General features: G+C 61.3%; 21 protein-coding genes. 13 read left to right on the top strand and 8 right to left on the bottom strand.

Translation table 11 applies throughout. The features are described from left to right. Together VNM24_08850 and VNM24_08845 are read right to left on the bottom strand one after the other, a co-directional pair. A partial coding sequence (locus VNM24_08850) for a hypothetical protein (GenBank protein ID HWQ38699.1) occupies window positions 1–200 on the bottom strand: 200 nt, incomplete at its 3' end. Between the two features lie 25 nt (window positions 201–225). Next, window positions 226–2,088, bottom strand: a complete 1,863-nt coding sequence (locus tag VNM24_08845) for a fibronectin type III domain-containing protein (protein ID HWQ38698.1) — start codon at window positions 2,086–2,088, stop codon at window positions 226–228. A 913-nt stretch (window positions 2,089–3,001) separates the two neighbouring features. Here VNM24_08845 and VNM24_08840 point away from each other — a divergent pair. From VNM24_08840 to wecB, 6 genes are all read left to right on the top strand, one after another. Further along, the gene (locus VNM24_08840) at window positions 3,002–3,625 is read left to right on the top strand and encodes an XrtA/PEP-CTERM system exopolysaccharide export protein (protein ID HWQ38697.1); all 624 of its coding nucleotides are present in this window, start codon (window positions 3,002–3,004) and stop codon (window positions 3,623–3,625) included. Window positions 3,626–3,657: 32 nt separating this feature from the next. Then, window positions 3,658–5,208 carry an XrtA system polysaccharide chain length determinant gene (locus VNM24_08835; GenBank protein ID HWQ38696.1) on the top strand — a complete coding sequence of 517 codons (1,551 nt, stop codon included), beginning with the start codon at window positions 3,658–3,660 and terminating at the stop codon, window positions 5,206–5,208. A gap of 5 nt (window positions 5,209–5,213) precedes the next feature. Continuing rightward, window positions 5,214–6,248, top strand: coding sequence for an XrtA-associated tyrosine autokinase (locus tag VNM24_08830; protein ID HWQ38695.1), 1,035 nt, complete (start codon window positions 5,214–5,216; stop codon window positions 6,246–6,248). 109 nt (window positions 6,249–6,357) lie between these two features. Continuing rightward, window positions 6,358–7,818, top strand: coding sequence for a TIGR03016 family PEP-CTERM system-associated outer membrane protein (locus VNM24_08825; GenBank protein HWQ38694.1), 1,461 nt, complete (start codon window positions 6,358–6,360; stop codon window positions 7,816–7,818). Window positions 7,819–7,824: 6 nt separating this feature from the next. After that, window positions 7,825–8,667 (top strand): XrtA/PEP-CTERM system-associated ATPase, encoded by an 843-nt coding sequence (locus VNM24_08820; protein HWQ38693.1) that lies wholly within the window; start codon window positions 7,825–7,827, stop codon window positions 8,665–8,667. Beyond that, window positions 8,664–9,878, top strand: coding sequence for a UDP-N-acetylglucosamine 2-epimerase (non-hydrolyzing) (gene wecB, locus VNM24_08815; protein ID HWQ38692.1), 1,215 nt, complete (start codon window positions 8,664–8,666; stop codon window positions 9,876–9,878). Before VNM24_08820 ends, wecB begins: the two co-directional genes overlap by 4 nt. 34 nt (window positions 9,879–9,912) lie before the next feature. On the opposite strand, the gene VNM24_08810 is transcribed toward wecB, so the two are convergent. Beyond that, on the bottom strand, window positions 9,913–10,389 hold the full coding sequence (locus tag VNM24_08810; GenBank protein ID HWQ38691.1) for a VanZ family protein: 477 nt from the start codon (window positions 10,387–10,389) through the stop codon (window positions 9,913–9,915). 80 nt (window positions 10,390–10,469) lie between these two features. Here VNM24_08810 and VNM24_08805 point away from each other — a divergent pair, with 80 nt between their 5' ends. The 3 genes from VNM24_08805 to VNM24_08795 all read left to right on the top strand — a co-directional run bounded on the left by VNM24_08805 (window position 10,470) and on the right by VNM24_08795 (window position 13,360). Beyond that, window positions 10,470–11,750: a nucleotide sugar dehydrogenase gene (locus tag VNM24_08805; GenBank protein HWQ38690.1), complete on the top strand. Its 1,281-nt coding sequence runs from the start codon at window positions 10,470–10,472 to the stop codon at window positions 11,748–11,750. Between the two features lie 18 nt (window positions 11,751–11,768). Further along, complete coding sequence (locus VNM24_08800) at window positions 11,769–12,806, top strand: SDR family oxidoreductase (GenBank protein HWQ38689.1); 1,038 nt, start codon at window positions 11,769–11,771, stop codon at window positions 12,804–12,806. Window positions 12,807–12,892: 86 nt separating this feature from the next. Further along, window positions 12,893–13,360: a hypothetical protein gene (locus VNM24_08795; GenBank protein ID HWQ38688.1), complete on the top strand. Its 468-nt coding sequence runs from the start codon at window positions 12,893–12,895 to the stop codon at window positions 13,358–13,360. Here the strand turns inward: VNM24_08795 and VNM24_08790 are convergent, their stop codons facing one another. Beyond that, complete coding sequence (locus VNM24_08790; GenBank protein ID HWQ38687.1) at window positions 13,361–13,720, bottom strand: hypothetical protein; 360 nt, start codon at window positions 13,718–13,720, stop codon at window positions 13,361–13,363. 156 nt (window positions 13,721–13,876) lie between these two features. Here VNM24_08790 and VNM24_08785 point away from each other — a divergent pair, with 156 nt between their 5' ends. From VNM24_08785 to VNM24_08775, 3 genes are read left to right on the top strand one after another with little or no spacing between them, the layout of a single operon-like run. Beyond that, on the top strand, window positions 13,877–14,212 hold the full coding sequence (locus VNM24_08785) for a hypothetical protein (protein HWQ38686.1): 336 nt from the start codon (window positions 13,877–13,879) through the stop codon (window positions 14,210–14,212). Window positions 14,213–14,220: 8 nt separating this feature from the next. Beyond that, on the top strand, window positions 14,221–14,448 hold the full coding sequence (locus VNM24_08780; GenBank protein ID HWQ38685.1) for a hypothetical protein: 228 nt from the start codon (window positions 14,221–14,223) through the stop codon (window positions 14,446–14,448). 12 nt (window positions 14,449–14,460) lie between these two features. Continuing rightward, a complete protein-coding gene (locus VNM24_08775; protein ID HWQ38684.1) occupies window positions 14,461–15,369 on the top strand; it encodes a LysR family transcriptional regulator in 909 nt (302 codons plus the stop codon). A 510-nt stretch (window positions 15,370–15,879) separates the two neighbouring features. Here VNM24_08775 and VNM24_08770 read toward each other — a convergent pair. The 3 genes from VNM24_08770 to nikR all read right to left on the bottom strand — a co-directional run bounded on the left by VNM24_08770 (window position 15,880) and on the right by nikR (window position 18,176). Beyond that, window positions 15,880–16,263: a VOC family protein gene (locus tag VNM24_08770; GenBank protein HWQ38683.1), complete on the bottom strand. Its 384-nt coding sequence runs from the start codon at window positions 16,261–16,263 to the stop codon at window positions 15,880–15,882. Window positions 16,264–16,354: 91 nt separating this feature from the next. After that, entirely contained in the window at window positions 16,355–17,509 is a 1,155-nt protein-coding gene (locus tag VNM24_08765; protein ID HWQ38682.1) for an NADH:flavin oxidoreductase/NADH oxidase, read from the bottom strand. Window positions 17,510–17,687: 178 nt separating this feature from the next. Then, complete coding sequence (gene nikR, locus VNM24_08760) at window positions 17,688–18,176, bottom strand: nickel-responsive transcriptional regulator NikR (GenBank protein ID HWQ38681.1); 489 nt, start codon at window positions 18,174–18,176, stop codon at window positions 17,688–17,690. Between the two features lie 152 nt (window positions 18,177–18,328). Here nikR and VNM24_08755 point away from each other — a divergent pair, with 152 nt between their 5' ends. Next, window positions 18,329–20,422: a TonB-dependent receptor gene (locus VNM24_08755; GenBank protein ID HWQ38680.1), complete on the top strand. Its 2,094-nt coding sequence runs from the start codon at window positions 18,329–18,331 to the stop codon at window positions 20,420–20,422. On the opposite strand, the gene VNM24_08750 is transcribed toward VNM24_08755, so the two are convergent. Beyond that, window positions 20,419–21,564 carry a PatB family C-S lyase gene (locus VNM24_08750; GenBank protein ID HWQ38679.1) on the bottom strand — a complete coding sequence of 382 codons (1,146 nt, stop codon included), beginning with the start codon at window positions 21,562–21,564 and terminating at the stop codon, window positions 20,419–20,421. The genes VNM24_08755 and VNM24_08750 overlap by 4 nt on opposite strands. Window positions 21,565–21,612: the final 48 nt, after the last annotated feature.

Genomic DNA, 21,612 nt, shown 5'->3' with positions numbered 1-21,612 from the left:
GTCCCGTAATAGATTCGGTAGCCAGCGAGGTTTGGATCCGTGACGGGATCCCATGCGAGCGTCGCGGTGCCGACCCCCACCGAACCTTGTGCCTGGTCAGCGTCGCCCCCACCGCAGGCATTGAGCAGGCCAACGACCATCAATAGCAGAATGGCAATCCGAAATTGCCGAGTCGAGTAGTAGCAAGTAGCGTCATTCATGTCTTGTTTGCTTTGCTCATGGGTTTTAGGGTATGTCTTTGAATACCTCGTTGGAAAACGTGCTTTCGTTACCTGACGTATCGACAGCCGTCGCCGCGAAGTAGTACCGGGTTCCACTGGTAAGTCCCGTGACGGTATAGGACGTGACGTTGCCCACGTTGATGCCCTGGCCCAACGGCTGCATATAGGTTCCCGGAGCAGTTCCGTAGTAGATGCGGTAACCGCTCAGATTCGAGGCACTCACAGCATCCCATGCGAGTGTTGCGGTACCGCTGGCCGCCTGGGTGGTTGCGCTGGCAGCGGTCGATAAGGCAGAGGCATTGCCCGCAGCATCGATCGCATCGACCCTGTAGGAATACGTCGTAGAAGGGTTTAAACCCGTGCTCTGGTACGTGGTGACATTGCCGACCGAGGCGAGAAAGGTGCCGTTGCGGTAGATGCGGTAACCGGTGACACCCACGTTGTCGGTGGAGGCGTTCCAGCTCAGGTTGATCTGCGATGATGAGACCGCCGTCGCGGTGAGGCCGGTGGGTGTCGATGGGGCCGTGGTATCGGGCGCGGCGAGCGTGGTCGCGCTCACCGGGGCCGACTGACCGGAGGCATTGCCGGCTGCGTCGAGCGCCTGGACTGTGTAGGCGTAGGTTGTCGAGGGGCTTAAGCCGGTGTTCTGATAGGTGGTGACGTTGCCCAGCGTGGCGATCAACGCTCCGTTGCGATAGACGCGGTAGTTGGTCACGCCTACGTTGTCGGTAGAGGCGGTCCAATTGAGGTCGATCCGGGAGGACGAGACAGCGGTGGCTGTCAAACCGCCTGGCGTCGATGGAGCCGCGGTATCGGGTACGGCCAGCGTGGTTGCGCTTACTTGACTCGATTGCGCGGAGGCATTTCCCGCTGCATCGACTGCCTGAACCCTGTAGGTGTAGGTTGTGGAAGCGCTCAGCCCGGTATTCTGGTAACTGGTGACGTTGCCCAGCGTGGCAATGAGCGTTCCGTTTCTATAGACACGGTAGGTGGTGACCCCGACGTTGTCCGTGGCGGCGTTCCAGCTCAGATTGATCTGAGAGGGCGAGACGGCGGTTGCCGTGAGCCCGGTTGGGGTCGAGGGCGCGGTGGTGTCGGAACTCTGTGTCGTCGCGCTTGCGGCTGCCGATTGAGCGGAGGCGTTCCCGGCTGCGTCAACGGCTTGAACCCTGTAACTGTAGGAGGTGGAGGCGCTCAGTCCCGTGTTCTGGTAGGTGGTCACGTTGCCCAGCGTGGCAATGAGCGCGCCGTTTCTGTAGACACGGTAGCTGGTGACCCCGACGTTGTCCGTGGCGGCGTTCCAGCTCAGATTGATCTGAGAGGGCGAGACGGCGGTTGCGGTCAGGCCGGTTGGGATGGATGGCGCGGTGGTGTCGGGTGCGGATGGTGTGGTTGCGCTTGCCGCCGGCGATTGGGCCGAGGCGTTTCCCGAAGTGTCCACGGCCTGGACCGTATACGAATATGTCGTCGATGGGGTCAGGCCGTTGTTCTGGTAGGTCGTGATGTTGCCGAGCGTGACGAGGAGTGTGCCGTTGCGATAGATGCGGTAGCCGGCGACGCCGACGTTGTCGGTCGAGGCGTTCCAACTCAGATCGATCTGCGAAGGGGAAGCGGGTGCTGCTGCAATTCCGGTCGGAGTCGTAGGCGGCGTGGAATCGGGACCCTCTCCAGTCTGGGCGAGCTCTGCACCGGCCTGATCGGCTTCTCCGGTCCCGCACCCCGAAAGATTGAACACGGTCAACACTGCCAGAAGAGACGTGGCCAGCAGTGTTCTTGAGCGGAGGACCCAACTGCGCTTCAGCGGAAGCCGCTTGGCGGTGTCTTTCAGGTCGCTGGTCGCAAATGGCGCGTACTGCTTCGGGTTCATCGGGGTCCTCGTCTGGCCTTCCTCCTCGCTTCACCGGGCGATCGCGGGTGAATGCAATTCGAAGGGCCGCAAGGCCCTGGCCAAAGCGAAGCGACTGCACCTACCGTGCCAATGTGAATTTACAGCATTAGGTCAATTACTTAAGCGACGGTATTGACTCCGCGTTCGACAGGTTTGTGTCGTTGTGTTGAGACAAGCCGAAGGAGCGTGACGGCGTCGGCTCCACGCAGCGGGAGCAATGTACGGGTACAACGAGTGAAAAGGGTTCGTGTCGTTGCGATGCGACAAGAAGGCTGTTCCAGCGAACAAGAAGTGGCGCACTCGGAGTTCGAGCTTGTCGGAAGGGCTCACGCGTTGAAGCCAAACTGGTCGAGACCCTTTGCAAGTAGGCTGCGTCGCCGGTACTCTTGCGTTCTTGCTGGAGGTCTCGCCGCAAGTATCAAAAAAGACAAAGGCGTAAGCACCGTTCGGTCGAGATCAACAAAAGCACGACGTAATAATTTCAACTAGTTAGTCAAGATCGTGCCTGTAACTTGCGAACACGCAACCGCTCTTCAAGGGAGGATCGAATGCACGCTGGAGGGGAGGCATCCCAAGGTGTACGCCGCCCGGCACAAAGCAGGGCGCGTTCCGGTCATCTGCGTCTAGCGGTTCGGAAGGAAGACAAGGTCCCTCCCGCTCGCGTCCGGGCTCGTCAGCGACACATATCCGTCTTACCGCCGCACGGCAAGTCCGCCAGGCGTCGAGGAGAGTCGAGCAGCCGTGCAAGTCGGGTGGCGTGGAGCCCAGCCAGCGAGCCGCTCGTCGCCACTAGACGTCAACTGAATTGCGCATTGTTGGGTTGGGTGCCTGTGCTGGAGGCGCCGGCCTCCAGAGCGTCCGGTCAATCAATCATGTTGAAGGAGAGCAAGCTATGAGGGTCAGAACATGGCTGCGTCCGGGATTTATCGCCCTGATGCTGCTGCTGGGTCTCGCGGCATGCGGCGCACCTACCTACCCACCGCTAAGCCGGAGTGCGGCAACCGGCGAAATGCCCCCGTATCTGATCGGCCCGGGCGATACGTTGAACATCGTCGTCTGGCGCAATCCAGAGCTGTCCATGACCGTGCCGGTGCGGCCCGACGGAAAGATCTCCACACCGTTGGTGGAAGATCTGCCCGCGAGCGGCAAGACTGCAACACAGCTTGCTCGAGACATCGAGAACGTGCTGGGCAAGTATGTGCAGACACCGGTTGTCACGGTCATCGTGACCACTTTCGTTGGGCCCTACAGCCAACAAGTGCGCGTGATTGGCGAAGCAGTCAGACCTCAAGCGCTCGCCTATCGGGAGAACATGACGTTGCTCGATGTCATGATCGCCGTGGGAGGCATTACGGATTTTGCGGACGGTAACAAGGCGAGCATCCTGCGCTCGAGCGGCGGGCGAACCCAGCAGTTCGGGGTGCGGCTGAAGGATCTCGTCAAAGGCGGTGACCTTTCGGCCAATGTGGTGATGCGTCCAGGCGATGTCCTGGTCATTCCACAGAGTTTCTTTTAGCCACCTGCAGTAGCTTTTGGCGGCGTTTCGATATGCAAGAACTGTTCGATCAACTGATTAGCTATCTGAGGGCGATCTGGCGTTTTCGGTGGTACGCGATGGCCACTGCCTGGTTGATTGCCTTGGGTGGTTGGTTCGCCGTACATCGGATGCCAGAGCGCTACGAAGCGAGCGCCCGCGTCTACGTTGATACTCAGTCCGTGCTGAGACCCTTGCTGCAAGGACTCGCAGTGCAGCCCGATGTCAATGAAATGGTCGCAATGATGAGCCGGACCCTTATCAGCGTCCCCAATGTCGAGAAGGTGATCCAGATGACCGGCCTGGACGACAGGCTCAAGACGCTCGAGGAGCGGGAACGGCTCGTCGCTCGTCTCACGAAAGAGCTGACCATCAAGCGCGCCGGCGGGGAAAACCTGTACGTGATCTCCTATGCCGACAAGGACCGCGATACGGCGAAACGGGTGGTCGAATCGCTCCTCACCATCTTTGTCGAGGGAAGTCTCGGCAACAAACGCAGCGATACCGACTCGGCGCAACGGTTCATCGACGATCAGCTCGAGGAATACAACGCAAAGCTGGTGGCCGCCGAGAATGCGGTCATGGAGTTCAAGCGAAAGTATGTGGGTCTTCTGCCCGGTCAGGGGGGCGATTACTTCGCGCAGCTATGGGATGCAAAAGGCGCGTTGACGCAGTCCGAGCTCATGCTCAGAGAAGCCGAGAATTCTCGCGACGCCATCAAGGATCAGCTTGCGGCGCATACGGCCAGCGCCTTGGTGCCGGAGGAGATCAATTATGTCGAGACGGAGCCTGAACAACCGGAAATCGACAGCCGCATCCAGGCTCTCGAACAAAAGCTCGACAATCTGCGCCTCACGTACACCGAGCAGCATCCCGATATCGTGCAGCTCGTGCGCATGATTGCCCAGTTGAAGGAGCAGAAGAAGGCCGAAGCCAAGCCAAAGATCGCACTGCCCGCCCAGACGCCCGCGCAGGCCCGCGATCCGGTTTATGAGCAGTTGACTGTCGCTCTGGCTTCAGCCGAAGCGAACGTAGCGGCGATGAGGACCCGGGTTCAGGAGCATCGCAGGCGATACTCGGAACTCAAAGCGGCTGTCGATGCGTTGCCGCGGGTCGAGGCAGAATACAAGCAGTTGACACGGGACTACGAAGCGACCAAGGCCCGCTACGACGATCTGTTGAAGCGCCGTGAGTCGGCGCAGATCTCGGGGAACATGGAAGCGAGCAACGCCGTAATGGCTTTCCGGGTCATCGATCCTCCCCTGGTGCCAATGACACCCAGCCGCCGGCCTCTGCTGTTGTCGTTCGTTTTGGTTGTGGCACTGGGAGGCGGGCTGGGTGTTGCCTTCCTGTTCGGACAAGCGAAGCCTGCGTTCTACGATGAACGTAAGCTCAAGGAGGTGAGCGGCCTGGCAGTTTTGGGGACCGTGGTGATGGGGTGGACCGAGGAGCAGAAGGGGCGCCGCGCGTGGGGACTTGCGGCACTGGCGGTTTCGTTCGTCGGTCTGCTGTCGGTGTACGCGGCCGTTATGGCGCCCTACGTATTGACGGGAACGAGGGTGTAATCGACATGAGCATCATCGAAAGAGCGGCAAAGCTGCTCGAGAAGAGCGAACCGCCGGACTTCGGGCCGTCACCTCTGGAAGCAGACCGTACTGTTCGCAATGAAGACGATGTGCTCGTACGAGCATTCTCGGAAAGCGGCAAGGGTTCTGAATTCCTCGAGGCCAAGATTGCGGTTACTGAGCTGGATGCGATCGAGCGCACGGTCAGCGAAAGCGGTGAACGTTCCGGACGCATCGAACCAAGGGAGCCGATGGCTTCGTCGGACGCCGGCGATCTTTCCAGGGCACTGAGTGCAATACCGAAGCCCTCGGTCGCCGGCGGCAAGACGACGCGAATGCTGCGGGTGGACCGGGAACACCTGCAACGGCAGCGCATGGTTACGCCCGACGGAAAGCGCAGCCCGATCTCGGAGAGCTTCCGACGCATCAAACGGCAGATACTCGCGAACGCAGCCAATCCGAGGATCGGAGCACCGGCGAACCTTGTCATGATCACCAGTGCGCTCGAGGGAGAAGGCAAGACATTCTGCGCCGTCAATCTTGCGATCAGCATCGCTCTGGAAATGGATCATACTGCGCTCCTGGTCGATGCGGATGTCGTCAAGCCGGGCATTCCACGGGCGCTGGGCGTGAAGGCGGAACGCGGATTGATCGATGTGCTGGCTGGGCGCGTACCGCTGGAGGACGTGCTGTGGAGCACCGACGTCGGCAAGCTCACGCTGCTTCCCGCAGGCAGCGCACATCAACACACGACGGAACTTCTGGCGAGCGAGGCGATGCGAGGGTTGCTGCAGGAAATGGCGCGGCGTTATCGGGACCGCGTCATCGTCTTCGACGCGCCTCCACTGCTCGTGGCCAGCGAGGCGGGCACACTCGCGAGACAGATGGGACAAATCGTTGTCGTGGTGGAGGCAGGCAAGACCTCGGAGGCTGCATTGAAAGCGGCACTGAGCCATATTGACCCCGACAGGGTCGCCGGCCTCGTGCTCAACAAAGGACCAGCCCCCAGGCGGGGATACGCCTACGGGGGCTATGGCTAAGGCAAGAACCGACGTCAGTCGATGGCCGGCAGCCAGGCCCGAGATCGGACGGACCCACTCGAATGCGAAGCGGCTGCTCCCGATTTCGGCCGCCCTGCCGGCGTTGCTGTTGAACCCAGTCTGGGCGGCCAAATGGGACGTCGCACCCACCCTTTCTGTAAGAGAGACCTATACCGATAACGTATTGCTGGATCCGGACGCATCGAAGCGTGCGGACTGGGTGACGCAAGTCAGCCCCGGGATTTCGGTCGCAGCCACGGGTGCACGGCTGAAGCTCGATGCACGGTACACGCCGGATTTTACGTACTATGCTCGCGCGCAGGAGGAGAATCAGATCTACCACCGGCTGAACGCCACCGGCAACGCGGAGCTTGCTGAGCAGCTACTCTTCGTCGATGCCCTCGCCAATATAGATCGGTACAACGTCTCACTCCAGGGCCCTCTCACGATCGACGACGTCAACCTCACGGGAAATCGCGTCACCATCGGTACTTATGCCGTGAGCCCCTATGTCAGACGTGACTTCGGCTCCGAGGCGCGAGCAGAAGCACGTTACACCTACAGTGTGGTGAACTCGGACGACCCTTCGACCCTGTCCGATAGTGCCGCCGACGCCATCAATCTGCGCTTGAGGAGTGGTCCCGCCTACCGGCTCCTCATCTGGGATGTCGGGTATGGGAGGGAGAAGATCGGCTATGACACTGAGGAGGATACCGTTGCCGAAGAAGTTTCGGCGAACGCCGGGCGGCTGGTCACAGCGACCATGAGGCTGCTTGCCCAAGCCGGTTATGAGAGATACGAATCGGGCGTGCCGGGGTCGGAAACCAAAGGGCCACGGTGGAGCGCCGGACTCGAGTGGACACCATCGCCCCGCACACGCCTGGTGGCCGCTGCCGGCGAACGGTTGCACGACCTTAGCTATTCCTTCGATTTCAGGCACCGGACTCGTCTCACTGCATGGGGCGTTGAGTATAGGGAAGAAATTACCACTTCTCGCTCGGAGTTCCTGGTTCCGGCGACGCCGGGACTTCTCGATCAGTTGTTTCTGTCTCAAATACCGGACCCTGCGGAGCGGGAGAGGGCGGTGAAGGAATTCATCGCACGTACCGGTCTTCGTCCAGAGTTGGGAACTCCAATCAACTTTCTCACCAACGAGTTGTTTCTCTTGAAGAGAGCAGAAGCGTCTGTGGGCCTGTTGGGGGTCAAGAACGTTTTGATTTTCAGTGTGTTCGGAGAAACGCGGGAGCGGCTGGACGCTGACGCGGCCGCGCCCGCAACGGGAGACTTCGGCACCAGCAGCGCGATCGAACAGGTCGGCGCAGGTGTGCAATGGAGCCTGCGATTGACGGCCTTCGACGACTGGAACATGGGTGGAACCTATGCCCGCAACGCGTTTTCCGACACGGGTCGCGTCGATCGGGTGTTTTCTCTCGGAATGGGGCTGGCAAGACAGTTCCAACCTCGACTCTCCGGGTCTCTGAACTATCGCAGGCAGCAGAATGATTCGAGCGACAGCGTGTTCAGTTATACGGAGAATGCGGTGTTCGCGACAGCGCGAATGACATTTTGAGGCTTCATGTACGAAGCTTTCTATCGCTTTCAGGCCAAGCCCTTTCAGCTCAGCCCAGATCCCCGGTTCCTGTTCCCGAGCTGGGGTCATCGCCGTGCCATGGCCTATCTGACCTACGGGATTCATCAAGGGGAGGGGTTCATCGTCATCACCGGAGAGATCGGCGCCGGAAAGACCATGCTTGCCAGCACCCTCGCCCGCAAGCTGACGTCACAATCCCTGGTGCTTGCGCAGGTGGTGAGTACGAGCCTTGAAGCCGACGACCTCGTGCGCATGGTGGCCTCGGCGTTTGGGTTGGCGCAGGAAAACAGCAAGGCGGTCCTGCTCAACCGGATCGAACAGTTCCTGCTTGCCTGTCAAAAGAAGGGCAAGCGAGTACTTCTGATCGTGGATGAGGCACAGAATCTTCCGGCGAAATCGTTGGAAGAACTGCGAATGCTCTCGAACTTCATGACCGGCGGGAGGCCTTTGCTGCAGACTTTTCTGCTCGGACAGCCCGAGTTTCGCAGGACGCTGCAGAAACCAGAAATGGAACAGCTCAGCCAGCGAATCATCGCTTCGTGCCACCTAGGACCGATGGATGCCGCGGAAACGAAAGCCTACATCCTGCACCGTCTGCAGACTGTAGGCTGGCGGAACGATCCATCCTTCAGCAACGATGCTTTCACGGCTATCTACGAGCATACCGGCGGGATTCCACGGAGGATCAACGTGCTCTGCGATCGTCTGCTGATCCTCGGCCATCTCGACGAAAAGCACGCATTTACCGGTGCAGACGTGGCGCAAGTGATCAGCGAAATGCACCAGGAATTCGCGCCGGCGGAAATGCGGCTCAAGCAGGAACGATGAAGGCATCGTTACCGAACGCAGCCGATGCTTCCATACTTTGTGTCGTGGGAGCGCGCCCCAATCTGATGAAGATCGCGGCGGTCATCCGGGCGATGCGCAGCGGCGCGCCGCCACTGCCGGTACGGCTGGTGCACACAGGCCAGCATTACGACGCGGACATGAATGATCAGTTTTTCGAAGCTCTAGGAATACCTGAGCCGGACATCAACCTGGGGGTCGGGTCAGCCTCGCATGCGGTTCAGACGGCCGAGATCATGCGGCGTTTCGAACCGGTTGTTGATCAGCAAAGGCCTGCGGCGGTACTGGTCGTGGGCGACGTGAATTCCACTTTGGCTTGCGCCCTGGTAGCGGTCAAAAAGGGCGTTCCCGTGATTCACGTCGAAGCCGGGTTGCGAAGTTTCGACCGCACGATGCCCGAGGAGATCAATCGGGTGCTCACTGATCAGATTTCGGAGCTGCTGTTCACCACGGAGAAAGGCGCGCGCGAGAACTTGTTGCGCGAAGGCATCGAAACTGCTCGCATCCACTTCGTAGGCAACGTCATGATTGACACGCTGCGATACAGCTTGAAGGATGCCATACCGCCCGCTCGAACCGTGTGCCGATACGGAGCTGCCGCGAGTTGGGTGCAGAAGCCTTACGCGGTGCTCACTCTGCACCGGCCTTCCAATGTGGACGATCCTGCGACTTTAGGGCGCCTGCTCGCTGCCATCCGGGATGTGGGCACGCGTCTGCCGGTGGTCTTTCCGGTCCACCCCAGGACGCGCGGCAAAATCGACCAGTACGGCTTAGGCGATCTGTTGGACAGCTCGTCGATCTTGAAGCTGCCGCCGCTGGGCTATCTCGAAATGCTCGGACTGATGCAGTCGGCACGACTGGTCCTTACCGATTCAGGGGGCATTCAAGAGGAGACGACAGCCCTTGGAGTGCCTTGCGTCACCCTGCGCGATACTACTGAGCGTCCGATAACGGTGCAGGAAGGCACTAACGTGGTGGTTGGAAACGATCGCGCGCGTATTCTCGCCGCCGTTGAAGACATCTTGCGCACGGGCGGGAAAGCGGGAAGAGTGCCGGAGCTATGGGACGGACAGGCTGCCGAACGCATTGCGACGGTGCTGAGGCGATGGCTCGACCACGGGGCTGCAGAGGCAAGCTCTCCATCTGTCATGGCAGGCCCTGTTGCACGTCAACAGACACGGGCTCTTCGCTGAACAGGTGTTTGAAACGTTGAACAGAATGTGAAAATCAATCAGGCGGGAGGGCACCCGGACCCTTTGCCTCTGTGGAGGGAAAGTTCCCGGTCTGTAGTCCGATCCGAATGGCAAACCAAAGCCCCGTCGCAACTCCGACGAGATTGAACACGAGGTCGGTGAGTGAGGCATAACGGCCTGGCACGAAGGACTGATGCCATTCATCGAACAAACCAAAAAGCGAAGCGATCATGCCAGCACTGGCTGCGCCCATGATCCGGCTTCGCAGCCACGCCTGCAGCGCCCAATGCCAAGCGAGCGTGAGGCCGGCATAGGTCGGGACGTGCAACAGATTCTGCACAGAGGGCGGAATCCAGAGAAACAGCCTGTGGACGGCAGCTTCATCGGGCATCGGCGTGCCCGGGATAGAGGATAACCAGTAGAGCGCAATCATGAGTAGCAGGGGCAAGACAATATGCGTCTTCCTCGGTGTCATTCGTGAAAGGCAAACCGCGAGCTTCGTGAGATTCATCTCCAGACCACTTGCCGAACGTGGTTCTTGCATTATGCCGATTCGGTGGCAGACCATGCGGATATGAACAGGTGCGAATCATGAGCGTCGTTGCTGTCGTTGGCTTGGGATACGTCGGGTTACCGCTTGCGGTGGAGTTCGGAAAAAAGCGCAAGACCATCGGCTTCGATCTGTCGGAAGCCAAGGTCGAGAGCTATCGACGGCACATCGATCCAACTGGAGAGGTGTCGAGCGAGGAGCTGCGCGCCGCTCGACTGCTCAGCGTGACCACAGACCCTGCAGCGCTCGGGCAGGCCGATTTCATCATCGTGGCTGTTCCAACACCGGTGGATGCCGCGCACCAGCCGGATCTGGGCGCATTGACGGGCGCCAGCGAATCGGTCGGAAAATTCATGAAGCGCGGCGCGACGGTCGTCTACGAATCGACAGTCTATCCGGGTGCGACAGAAGAGGTGTGCGTCCCCATCCTCGAGAAGTTCTCGGGCATGCAATGGCGGCGGGACTTCCACGTCGGCTACTCTCCGGAGCGCATCAATCCCGGCGACAAAGAGCACACGTTGCCGAAGATCCTCAAAGTGGTTTCCGGCGACAGTGAAGAAACACTCAATAAGGTGGCGGGGCTGTACGAGGAGATCGTGACGGCGGGCGTATACCGTGCATCGAGCATCAAGGTGGCCGAAGCGGCCAAGGTGATCGAGAATACCCAGCGTGATCTCAATATCGCGTTGATGAACGAATTGGCCATCCTCTTCGACCGCATGGGCATCGACACTCTGGAAGTGCTGCAGGCCGCCGGCACCAAGTGGAACTTCCTTCCTTTCCGGCCTGGGCTCGTTGGCGGGCACTGCATCGGGGTCGATCCTTACTATCTCACCCACAAGGCGGAAAAGATCGGGTATCACCCACAGGTAATTCTCGCGGGGCGTCGCATCAACGACGGAATGGGCAAGTTCATCGCCGAGCAGACCGTCAAACACATGATTCGCAACGGCTCGCACATCAAGGGCTCGCAGGTCAATGTGCTGGGATTGACCTTCAAGGAGAACTGCCCTGACATCCGCAACACGCGAGTCATCGATGTGATCAGCGAACTGAAATCCTACGGGATGCATGTTCATGTGCACGATCCCGTGGCCGATGCCGGCGAGGCGCGGCACGAGTACGGTCTGGATCTCGTGCCCTGGGAATCACTGCCGCGGGCCGATGCCATCGTTGTGGCAGTGGCGCATCGACGGTTCTTGGAGCGATCGCTGGCCGATTACCTCACGAAAGTGGTCGAGCGAGGGTGCTTCATCGACGTCAAGAGCCAGTTCGACCTCAAGGCGCTGCAGAAAGCGGGCCTCACCGTCTGGCGGTTGTGATTCCACGGCTCTCTGTGCATGTCACGCTACCTGGAGATTCAGCAGCAGATTCGGGAGCGCCCGCGGCGTTGGCTGATCACCGGTGTCGCCGGGTTCATCGGTTCGCACCTGTTGGAAGCGCTGCTCAAGCTTGGCCAGAAGGTCGTCGGTCTCGACAATTTCGCGACCGGCCATGCCCGCAACCTTGAGGAAGTGAAGGCAACAGTCGGTCCGCAGGCGTGGCGCAACTTTGCCTTTATCGAGGGCGATATCCGAAGTCTGGCGGACTGCCGCCGAGCCTGTGATGGGGTTGAATACGTGCTTCATCAAGCGGCTCTGGGCTCCGTCCCGCGCTCCATAGAAGACCCGCTGATGACTCACGGAACCAATCTCACGGGCTTCGTGAACATGCTGGTCGCGGCGCGCGATGCGGGTGTCGGCCGGTTCATTTACGCCGTATCCAGTTCCACCTACGGCGACCACCCGGCTCTACCCAAGGTGGAAGAGGCGATCGGCAGGCCGCTTTCGCCCTATGCCGTTACCAAATATGCGAACGAACTGTACGCCGATGTCTTCGCCCGCTGCTACGGGATGATTTCCATCGGTCTTCGATACTTCAACGTATTCGGTCCACGCCAGGATCCCGAGGGCGCCTATGCGGCGGTGATCCCCAAGTGGATCGCCCAACTCATTCGCGGCGAGCCGGTTTACATCAACGGCGACGGACAGACCAGCCGTGACTTCTGCTACGTGGAGAACGCGATCCAGGTGAATCTGCTGGCCGCCATGACTGATGAGCCGGAAGCGCTCAATCAGGTATACAACGTCGCTGTGGGCGAACGTACCACGCTGAACGAGCTGTTCGAGCTCCAACGGGCGTTGCTGGCGAAGCATTTTCCGCAGGTGCGCGATACTCGGCCGCGTTACCGGGATTTCAGGGAAGGCGATGTTCGTCACTCTCAAGCGGATATCTCCAAGGCCCGCAAGCTCCTCGACTACGTCCCTACCCATCGCGTTCGCGAAGGCCTCGAGGAAGCCATGGAATGGTATGTGCGCAGCTTGTCGCAAGTGGCATGACAACCCAGGGCATCCGGCCCAGCGTGGCCGCTTGACCGAGCAGCCATGTTGACCGTATCGTTTTCAATCTTCAGGCCCTGTACGTCGTGGCGGCGACGGTGATCACGCTGCTGGGCTACATCCTTTTTCTGAAGATCAGAGATCGCCGGGCGCGGGCGGCGATGCGCCGGGTCGCCGAGTCGGCCTCCGGGTACCTCAAGGCCAATGCCATCGATGCCCACGTGACGAGCTATCCGGTCCTCGGTGGGCGTCGCTTCGTCGTGCTGGTGGAGGCGAGGCCGAGCGAGAAACTGCGCAGCTCCCACATGCTGGAAATGGCCGTCATCGACGAAGTACGCAAGACAACGGGCCTGACCGTCGAACGCGCGTTCTGGCGATTCCCGGTCGCGGTGCTGGACAAAGAGGAATTGCAGGAGGATCTCTACGCCGCGCAGGGCTATCGTCCCTCGCGCAGAGCAGCGGGTTACACGGTTGACGAGGCTCCCATCGAGCAGTTCCAGGAAGCCATGTCGGCGCTCAAGTCGACCGATCCCTCAGGCCGCAACCGGGCGTAACTACCGATCGCGGTTCCATACGGTGGCCTCGAGGCAGTCGCGCACGAAGACCGCTTCGTGCCGCTGCGGTTCGCTCGGCTCATCGAAGACCCGTTCGGCCGCGGCGGTCAGAAAGCGCACGTCGTAGTCGTCCTGCACGAACCAGCGCAGGTCCGGCGGGAACGCCTGTACCAGCGCGATGTCTTGCGCGAGCCTGTCCATGAAAACCTGCTTGGTGATCCCGTTGTCGCGCGACATCGCCGCGTGCCGGATGAACTCTCCTCCTTCCCGGCATTCCGCGAGCGTGGGCGGATGCGCGAGCGCGGGAGCGAACAGGGTGTGAGCGAAGACGCCAGCGAGAAGCACGGTCAGTCTGTTCATTTGCCCCCTCAGTCTGAGGAAACCGCCTGCGTTGCGAGCGCCGCATGTCGGACCCCCGGCGGAGCGGGCATCCTGCGTCCCATTGTAGTCGAGAGCAGGGCTTCTGCTAGACTCGGGCGTGCTGCAACACGGCGCATTACGAGTGCGAGGATCCTCATGAAGAAATCGATTGTCTGCCTGTTATCGCTGGTTTTCGTCAGTTTTCCCGCCGTGGCCGACCGGATCACGCAGATGAGCAAGACCGAGCGTTGCGTCTACACCGCAAGACTGCAGGTACTCGCGCACTATTATTTCAAGCAAGGAACGCCCCGCGACCAGATCAAAGTGCACTGGAAAGGCGACGAAACCGAGAATGAGATCGCGTTCGTGGGTCGCGCGCTCGATGAAGCGTACGCCTGGCTGGTGGCACGCGGGGCAGAGGCGACAGCGCTCAGCGAGCAGGTATTCGGGGACATGGTGTACGACGCGTGCATGTCCGGGCAGCCGCTTTGAGGCTGGCCATGGTCGCGTGGGTGCTGATGGCGGCATCCGCCGGCGCGGCGGAGGATGCCGCCGTCAAGGCCAGGGAAGGCGAGATCGGTCACTGGATCGAGTACTACCGGCGCGAGCGCACGATCGAATCCTTGCCTCGGTCGACGCCGCGGGAGATCGACGGGCGCGCCACGAACCGGACTGTCGCACCTTCGGCAGGGCAGGCGCGCCAGGAAACCGCGCCACAAGCAAGGTGAGGAGGTCGGCGCATGGATCGACTGACCGCCATGGAGTTGTTCGTCCGAATCGTCGAGACCGGCAGCTTCTCGGCGGTGGCGCGAGAGATGGACATGACCCAGCCCACCGTCAGCAAGCAGCTCTCGGCGCTGGAACACAAGCTCAAGGTCCGGCTCCTCAACCGCAGTACACGGCAACTGAGCCTGACGGAGGCGGGCAGCGAATACTACGAAGCCTGCAAGCGCATCCTCGACCAGGTGCGCGAGACGGAAGCCAATCTGGGAAGGCTGCAGGGCCAGCTGGCAGGCCTGCTGAAGATCAACACTTCGATCGCGCTCGGTCAGATGTACGTCGGACCGCTTACCCTGAAGTTTCAGAAGCTGCATCCCGAGGTGGAGGTCGATCTCGCGCTGGTGGATCGATTCGTGGACGTCGTGGAGGAGGGTGTCGACGTGGCCATCCGCATCGGACGCCTGGGCGACTCGAACCTCGTGGCGCGCCGCCTGGGGAAGACGCGGCGCGTGGCCGTGGCGACACCGGCGTACCTCAAGAAGCACGGGGTTCCAAAGACCCCGCAGGAGCTGGTACACCACAATTGCATCCTCTATGCCTATCTGTCGACCGGAAACGAATGGATGTTCCAGGGTCCTGATGGGCAAGAGATCCGCGTGAAGGTGTCGGGGAACTTCCGAACCAACAACGGCGAGGCAATCCGCCAGGCCGTGCTCAATGACCTTGGCGTTGCGGTGACCCCGGAGTGGATCGCCCAGAAGGACATCGAGTCGGGGGCCATGCGGGCGATCCTGACCAACTTTGCGCCGACGCTGATGGATATTCACGCGGTCTACCCTTCGGGCCGACATCTCTCGGCGAAGGTCCGCGCCTACGTGGACTTCCTGCGGGCCGAGTTCCAGAGGATCCCCGCGCTGCGGGCCGGCTGATCGCCGGCCGCACGGTAGGCACGGCGATTGAAGTTCCATGGAATTTCCTTGGGGGGACACCGGCAACAGGCTGATTTCAGGATGTATTTCAAATCTATCATTTTGATAGATTTGATCTTTCTGCAGAACTTGGCTACCTTCTTGAGCGTCTTCACAGGCCGGTACACAAAGTGTTCGCCGACCGGGTGAAGCTGACTTTCGGTAAGCCGCTCCGGCAGGGCCTGACTGCCTCGTCGTTCTCTCCGGCGTTTGCGTTCGCAGCCGACCTCCCTTGCTGTGGGCGTGTGCGTACGGAACCCACGACAGTGGCGTCCCCGCGGCGCGGCGGCGGGCCGAAGTGCGCAGATTGGATCCTCGGGCCAGGTAGCGCGTTGCGCTGGCATGGCCAAAGCGCCGCTAAAGCGGCGCTGCGCTGCGATCGAACATGCCCACTTCCCCGGGCGGCTTGCCCTTTTACGCGCAAAGGCCCGCTCAATGCGGGCCTTTTTTTCGTCATCTGGCGGGTGCCGGTCAGTCAGGCGCCGGTTCGCTGGGCGGGAAGTCCAGCTCCACTTTGGCGCCGCTCGGGTCGAAGCAGAAGAGCTGCCATGTCCCGGATTCATCCTGTCGGCGCAGTTCGTACGGAACACCGCGCGATCGCAGCTTCTCCACCGTACCCTTTAGATCTTTTGCGCTGAAGGCCATGTGGTCGAGCACGCCAGCGCGTGGCTCGGGCAGCTTTCGGCCGGCGATGATGTGCAGCACCGCCTGGCCGTCACAGTAGAGCCAGGCGCCCGGAAAGCCCAAGGGCGGACGATGACCTTCCTGCAGTCCAAGCACGGTCATGTAAAAGTCCCGGCTCCGCTCCAGATCGTCCGAGAGCACGGTGAAATGGTTCATTCCGACGGCAGGCATGATTGGGGGCGGCTAGTTAGAGCAGAGTCGCTGACGACGCAAGCGTAACGACGCGGGGGCGCGGTGGAAAGCCTGGCAGTGCCGCACCTGACTAAGCTGCATCCTTCCTTTTGGGTTCGTATCCGAGCATGTGGCGGCGCTTCTCCAGCCACCAGCCATATTGCACCGGCCAGGACTCGTACTCGCCTTCGACGCCCAATGCAACTTCGGCGTGAAGGGGCCAGTTGGGGTCATAGAGCGCTTCGCGACCGATCGCGACGAGGTCCGCTTGACCGGCTTGCAGGATAGCTTCGGCCTGATGGGCCTCGAGGATCAACCCGACCGTCATGGTCCTCATGCCGACCTCGCGTCGTACCCGGTCCGAAAACGGAACCTGGAACCCCGGCGAGCGCTTGATGCGGGCAGCCGTCGCCGCGCCCTTGAGCCCGCCTGAGGAACAATCCAGCACGTCCACTCCGAGCGCCTTCAGCTCGCGCGCGAGCGCGACCGTATCGTCGAGCGACCAGCCGCCGTCTATTCCGTCGACGGAGGACACGCGCACGAACAGGGGCTTGTCCTGCGGCCAGGCCGCTCGCACCGCCTCCGCCAGCTCGAGGGTGAAGCGCATGCGGCCCCGCAGATCACCGCCGTACTCGTCGCGCCGTTTATTGGAAAGCGGCGAGAGGAACTCGTGACCCAGATAACCGTGTGCCGAGTGCAGTTCGATGACCTCGAACCCCGCCACAAGCGCGCGCCTTGCGGCTCTGACCCAGGCGTCCTGCACCTGGCGGATCTCGGCGACGGTCAGCTCGTGAGGGACGAGCCAGCCGGCATCCATCGGCTCGGGGCTCGGCGCCACCACTTCCCAAGCATCTTCGCCGCGGCGGCGGTCGGTGTCGTCCAGGGGGCCGTTGCCGTGCCACGGGCGCTGCATGCTGGCTTTACGGCCGGCGTGCGCCAGTTGCATGGCTGGCACCGCGCCGTGACCCTTCAGGAACGCCGTAATGCGTTGCAGGGGGGGCACGTGATGGTCCGACCAGATCCCGAGATCGCCGTGCGTAATTCGGCCTCTCGCCTCGACGGCAGTGGCTTCCGTGAACACCAGCCCAGCCCCACCCAATGCGAATTTCCCCAGGTGGACAAGGTGCCAGTCGTTGGCGAGCCCGTTCTTCGCCGAGTACTGACACATCGGAGAGATGACGATACGGTTCTTGAGTGTGACGCCGCGCAACTGCAGCGGCGCAAAAAGCAAGGGGTTGGCTGGCATGGGTCTTCTGTCCGGAAGCGCGTCGCGGGTCCGGCTCGCGCGCGGATTGGCGAGTTTACCCGCACGCCGGTCGTCGCTACATCCGGCGCGCGCGCAATGACGCCCATGCCCGCAGGGCATGGCTTGGGCGGGGCATCCCTCGATTCGGCGACTGAAGCGCGGGCGTGAAGTCCGCTCCTCAAGTGCGTGGTTTGCTGTGGACGTGATACTGGCCCACGAGACCGTGGCCGTGCTCCTGACCGTGCCCGTGAGGCTGTCCCTTGTCGATGTCCACAGGAACCAGATTCAGCCGCCCGTGGCGCACTTCCGGCTCCGCCATCAGCGTATGGGCGAACTTGCTGACCTGATCCGTTGCGCCGCGCAGGATCAGGGTTTCCATGCAGTTGTCGTGGTCCAGATGGACGTGCATCGAGGACAGCACGATGTCGTGGTGCGCGTGCTGCAGTTCGGTGAGCCGCTCCGCGAGGTCTCGCGCGTGGTGGTTGTACACGTAGGACAGGGCAGCCACGCAGAACGGTGCTTCATGGCGTTCAATGCTGGCGGCAGCCAGCTCGGTCCGGACCATATCCCTGACCGCTTCGGAGCGGTTCTGATACCCCTTTTTTTTGAGCAGTTCGTCGAACTGCTGCGCGAGCTCATCGCTGAGAGAGATCGTGAATCTTTCCATTTTTCCTGTCCCCAGGGTAGCGCATGGTAACTGATTCCGCCGGCTTCCCAGCTGCGCAGGGATGATATATCCTACAAAAAACAAACTTTGTAAGAAAAGAAACAAAGTTTACAAACAAGAAGTTGTATCCGATCGGGGGAGGATTCAACAAAATGTTCAGACATGGCCAGAGGATTGCGTGCGCTCGCGCCACTTGGCTGGCGGGCGCGTTCTTCGCCGCCAGTGTCATGGCCGAGGATGCGCAGCAAGAGCAATTGCAAAAGCTTGTAGCGCCGGAAGTCGAAGTCCTCGGACACTACGATCTGGGCATCGGCACGACCGATTCAGCGAGCGCAGGCACAGTGACCTCGAAGCGGGCGGATACCCGACCCATTCTCCGTACCGGCGAGGTTCTGGAATTCGTGCCCGGTGTCATCGTGACGCAACACAGCGGAGAGGGGAAAGCCAATCAGTACTTCCTGCGCGGCTTTAACCTTGACCACGGCACCGACTTCGCGATCACGGTGGACGGCATGCCCGTCAATCTGCGCACGCATGGCCACGGTCAGGGTTACGCCGATCTGAGCTTCCTGATACCGGAACTGGTCTCCCGGATCGAATACCGCAAAGGACCTTACCGGGCTGTTGACGGCGATTTCGCTTCCGCAGGCGCAGCCGACATCGCCTTGGTGGACGCACCGGACTCGTCATTCGGTTCGCTCAGCGCGGGGCGTTTCGGTTTTCATCGCGGTGTGGCTGCCGCTGCGCCTGAAGTCGCGGATGGCCGGTTGCTCTACGCCTTCGAATATCTGCACAACGACGGTCCCTGGACCAACCCCAACGACTACGGCAAGGTCAATGCGCTTCTGCGCTATTCGCGCGGGTCGCAAGCCAGAGGCTTGCGCATCACCGGGATGGCCTATGGCGCCGACTGGAACTCCACTGACCAGATTGCCAGTCGCGCGGTCGAGCAGGGACTGATCGGTCGTTTCGACGCGCTCGATCCCACCGACGGCGGCGAGTCCTATCGCTACAGTCTGTCGACCAGCCTTTTTGATCGTTCCGACGCGCTGGAACTGGCCGCGGACGCCTACGCAATCCGCTACAAGCTGAATCTGTGGTCGAATTTCACTTACTTTCTCGACGATCCCGTCAACGGCGACCAGTTCGAGCAGGCTGACGACCGGACGGTGCTCGGCCTGCACCCGCGCGCTGCATTCGTCCACGGCCTGCTCGGCCGGCGCAGCGCCACCACTCTGGGCCTGCAGGTGCGACACGATGATATCGGCACTGTGGCCCTGTACAAGACCAGAGCGCGGCAACGGCTGAGCACGGTGCGGGAAGATTCGGTCAGCGAAAGCAGCGCAGCCCTGTACGCCGAAAACCTGACTCAGTGGACCGACTGGTTCAGAACGGTGACGGGCATGCGCGCCGATTTCTACCGCTTCGACGTGGATAGCAGCATCTCCGCGAACTCGGGCAGCCTGAAGGATCGCATCTTTTCGCCCAAGGTCTCACTGGTGCTCGGTCCCTGGGCCGGAACCGAGTATTTCGCGAACTTCGGCTATGGATTTCACAGCAACGACGCGCGCGGGACGGTCATCAGGCTGGACCCGAACGATCCAACGCTTGCCACACCGGCTGATCCCGTGACGCCGCTGGTCAAGGCGCGCGGGGAAGAGGTCGGCGTCAAGACGGAAATCTTTGGCGGGCTACAGAGCACGTTCGCGCTGTGGCAACTGACACTGGACTCCGAGCTGCTGTTCATCGGCGATGCGGGAACGACTGAGGCCAGCCGACCGAGTCGGCGCCGCGGCGTCGAATGGAGCAATCACTGGATCGCAAGGCCGTGGCTCCTGCTCGATCTGGACGTGTCGGCATCGCGCGCGAGGTTTACCGATGACGATCCGGCGGGCAACCGTATTCCCGGCTCGATCGAGAAAGTGGTCTCCGCCGGCGCAACGGTAACCGACCTGGGACGCTGGTCCGGTTCCGTGATCCTGCGTTACTTCGGTCCGCGCCCTCTCATCGAGGACGACTCGGTGCGGTCTTCCTCCACGACGCTCGTCAATTTCCGCGCCGGCTATCGCTTCGACCGGCGATGGAACATGGTGCTCGATGTGTTCAACCTGTTCGACCGCGAGGCGGCCGACATCGAATACTTCTACGAATCCCGTCTGTTGACGGAACCGGCACCGGTGTCTGACATTCATTTTCATCCGGTGGAGCCGCGCAGTTTCAGACTGACGCTCATGGGACGCTTCTAGACCAGGGCGCGCTGCAGTCGAGACAGGGCTTCGCGCAAGAGAGGGCGCGGGCAGGCGAAGTTCAGCCGCACGAATCCAGGCCCGCCGAACAGTGCACCGTCGTACAAGCCCACGCCCGCCTGCTCGAAACGCTGTACTGGATTGCCGCCAGGCAATGTCCGGGCATCGATCCATGCCAAGTACGTCGCTTCGACGTGGTACACGCGGAGCGAGGGCAGCGTCCCGATCGTGGATTCCACGAGGTCGCGATTGCCTCTCAAGTAATGGCACAGAGCCAACTGCCACTCGCGGCCGTCCCGATAGGCCGCCAGAGTGGCGAACAGGCCCAGCGCACCCACGTGATGCACGATGCCGGCCATCGTCCGCTGCAGTCGGGCTCGGAGCGCCGGATCGGCAACGATCGCGAAGGCGCATCCGAGCCCCGGCAGATTGAAGGTCTTGCTGGCCGACATGAGGGTAACGGTGCGTCCGGCGATGGAGGGATCCAGGCTGGCCATGGGCACGTGACGCTTTTCGGTGTCCAGCACCAGCCCGCCGTGGATCTCATCCGACACCAGGATCAGCCCGTGACGTACAGCGAGTCCGGCGACCGCACGCAATTCTTCGGCGTTCCAAACCCTGCCGGTCGGATTGTGTGGGCTGCACACGAGCAGGACCCGGCTTTTTGCCGTGATGGCGGCTTCGAGCGCGTCCAGGTCCCAATACCAGCGTCCATCCTTCTCGCGCAGCGGTACGCGGATGCAGTTTCGATTACCGTATTCCGGCGCTGAAAGAAACGGCGGGTAGATTGGAACTGCCGTGATCACTTCTTCGCCTTCCCGGGCGAACGCCCGGCACACAACATTCAATCCGACGACCAGGCTGGGCAGAAAGACGATCCAGTCGGGCTCGATCCGCCAGTCGAAATCGCGCAACATCGCGGCGGCGATCACATGAGGCAGCTCCTCCGGCACCTGCGTGTAACCGAACACGCCATGCCGGATGCGATGCTCCAGCTCCTCGACGACGCAGGGCGCGGTAGCGAAGTCCATGTCCGCCACCCACATCGGAATCACATCGCGGCCGCGGTACTTCTCCCACTTGACGGAACTGGTGGCGCGTCGGTCGATCTGCCTGTCGAAATCGAACTCGGGAACGGACACGGTGGGCCTGAGCCAAGGTGTTAAAACGGCAATTCTAGCGGCGACGTC

The sequence above is a fragment of the Burkholderiales bacterium genome (assembly GCA_035560005.1).
Classification (GTDB): domain Bacteria; phylum Pseudomonadota; class Gammaproteobacteria; order Burkholderiales; family Eutrophovitaceae; genus DASRFY01.
Note: the sequence above shows the minus strand (reverse complement) of the source record. Positions and strands in the feature narration are given on the sequence as shown.

What these genes read in the sequence shown, in the direction of transcription:
- VNM24_08845 (HWQ38698.1), bottom strand. Translation starts at nt 2,088, where the DNA reads ATGAACCCGAAGCAGTACGCGCCATTTGCGACCAGCGACCTGAAAGAC.
- VNM24_08840 (HWQ38697.1), top strand. Translation starts at nt 3,002, where the DNA reads ATGAGGGTCAGAACATGGCTGCGTCCGGGATTTATCGCCCTGATGCTG.
- VNM24_08835 (HWQ38696.1), top strand. Translation starts at nt 3,658, where the DNA reads ATGCAAGAACTGTTCGATCAACTGATTAGCTATCTGAGGGCGATCTGG.
- VNM24_08830 (HWQ38695.1), top strand. Translation starts at nt 5,214, where the DNA reads ATGAGCATCATCGAAAGAGCGGCAAAGCTGCTCGAGAAGAGCGAACCG.
- VNM24_08820 (HWQ38693.1), top strand. Translation starts at nt 7,825, where the DNA reads ATGTACGAAGCTTTCTATCGCTTTCAGGCCAAGCCCTTTCAGCTCAGC.
- wecB (HWQ38692.1), top strand. Translation starts at nt 8,664, where the DNA reads ATGAAGGCATCGTTACCGAACGCAGCCGATGCTTCCATACTTTGTGTC.
- VNM24_08810 (HWQ38691.1), bottom strand. Translation starts at nt 10,389, where the DNA reads ATGAATCTCACGAAGCTCGCGGTTTGCCTTTCACGAATGACACCGAGG.
- VNM24_08805 (HWQ38690.1), top strand. Translation starts at nt 10,470, where the DNA reads ATGAGCGTCGTTGCTGTCGTTGGCTTGGGATACGTCGGGTTACCGCTT.
- VNM24_08800 (HWQ38689.1), top strand. Translation starts at nt 11,769, where the DNA reads ATGTCACGCTACCTGGAGATTCAGCAGCAGATTCGGGAGCGCCCGCGG.
- VNM24_08790 (HWQ38687.1), bottom strand. Translation starts at nt 13,720, where the DNA reads ATGAACAGACTGACCGTGCTTCTCGCTGGCGTCTTCGCTCACACCCTG.
- VNM24_08785 (HWQ38686.1), top strand. Translation starts at nt 13,877, where the DNA reads ATGAAGAAATCGATTGTCTGCCTGTTATCGCTGGTTTTCGTCAGTTTT.
- VNM24_08780 (HWQ38685.1), top strand. Translation starts at nt 14,221, where the DNA reads ATGGTCGCGTGGGTGCTGATGGCGGCATCCGCCGGCGCGGCGGAGGAT.
- VNM24_08775 (HWQ38684.1), top strand. Translation starts at nt 14,461, where the DNA reads ATGGATCGACTGACCGCCATGGAGTTGTTCGTCCGAATCGTCGAGACC.
- VNM24_08770 (HWQ38683.1), bottom strand. Translation starts at nt 16,263, where the DNA reads ATGCCTGCCGTCGGAATGAACCATTTCACCGTGCTCTCGGACGATCTG.
- VNM24_08765 (HWQ38682.1), bottom strand. Translation starts at nt 17,509, where the DNA reads ATGCCAGCCAACCCCTTGCTTTTTGCGCCGCTGCAGTTGCGCGGCGTC.
- nikR (HWQ38681.1), bottom strand. Translation starts at nt 18,176, where the DNA reads ATGGAAAGATTCACGATCTCTCTCAGCGATGAGCTCGCGCAGCAGTTC.
- VNM24_08755 (HWQ38680.1), top strand. Translation starts at nt 18,329, where the DNA reads ATGTTCAGACATGGCCAGAGGATTGCGTGCGCTCGCGCCACTTGGCTG.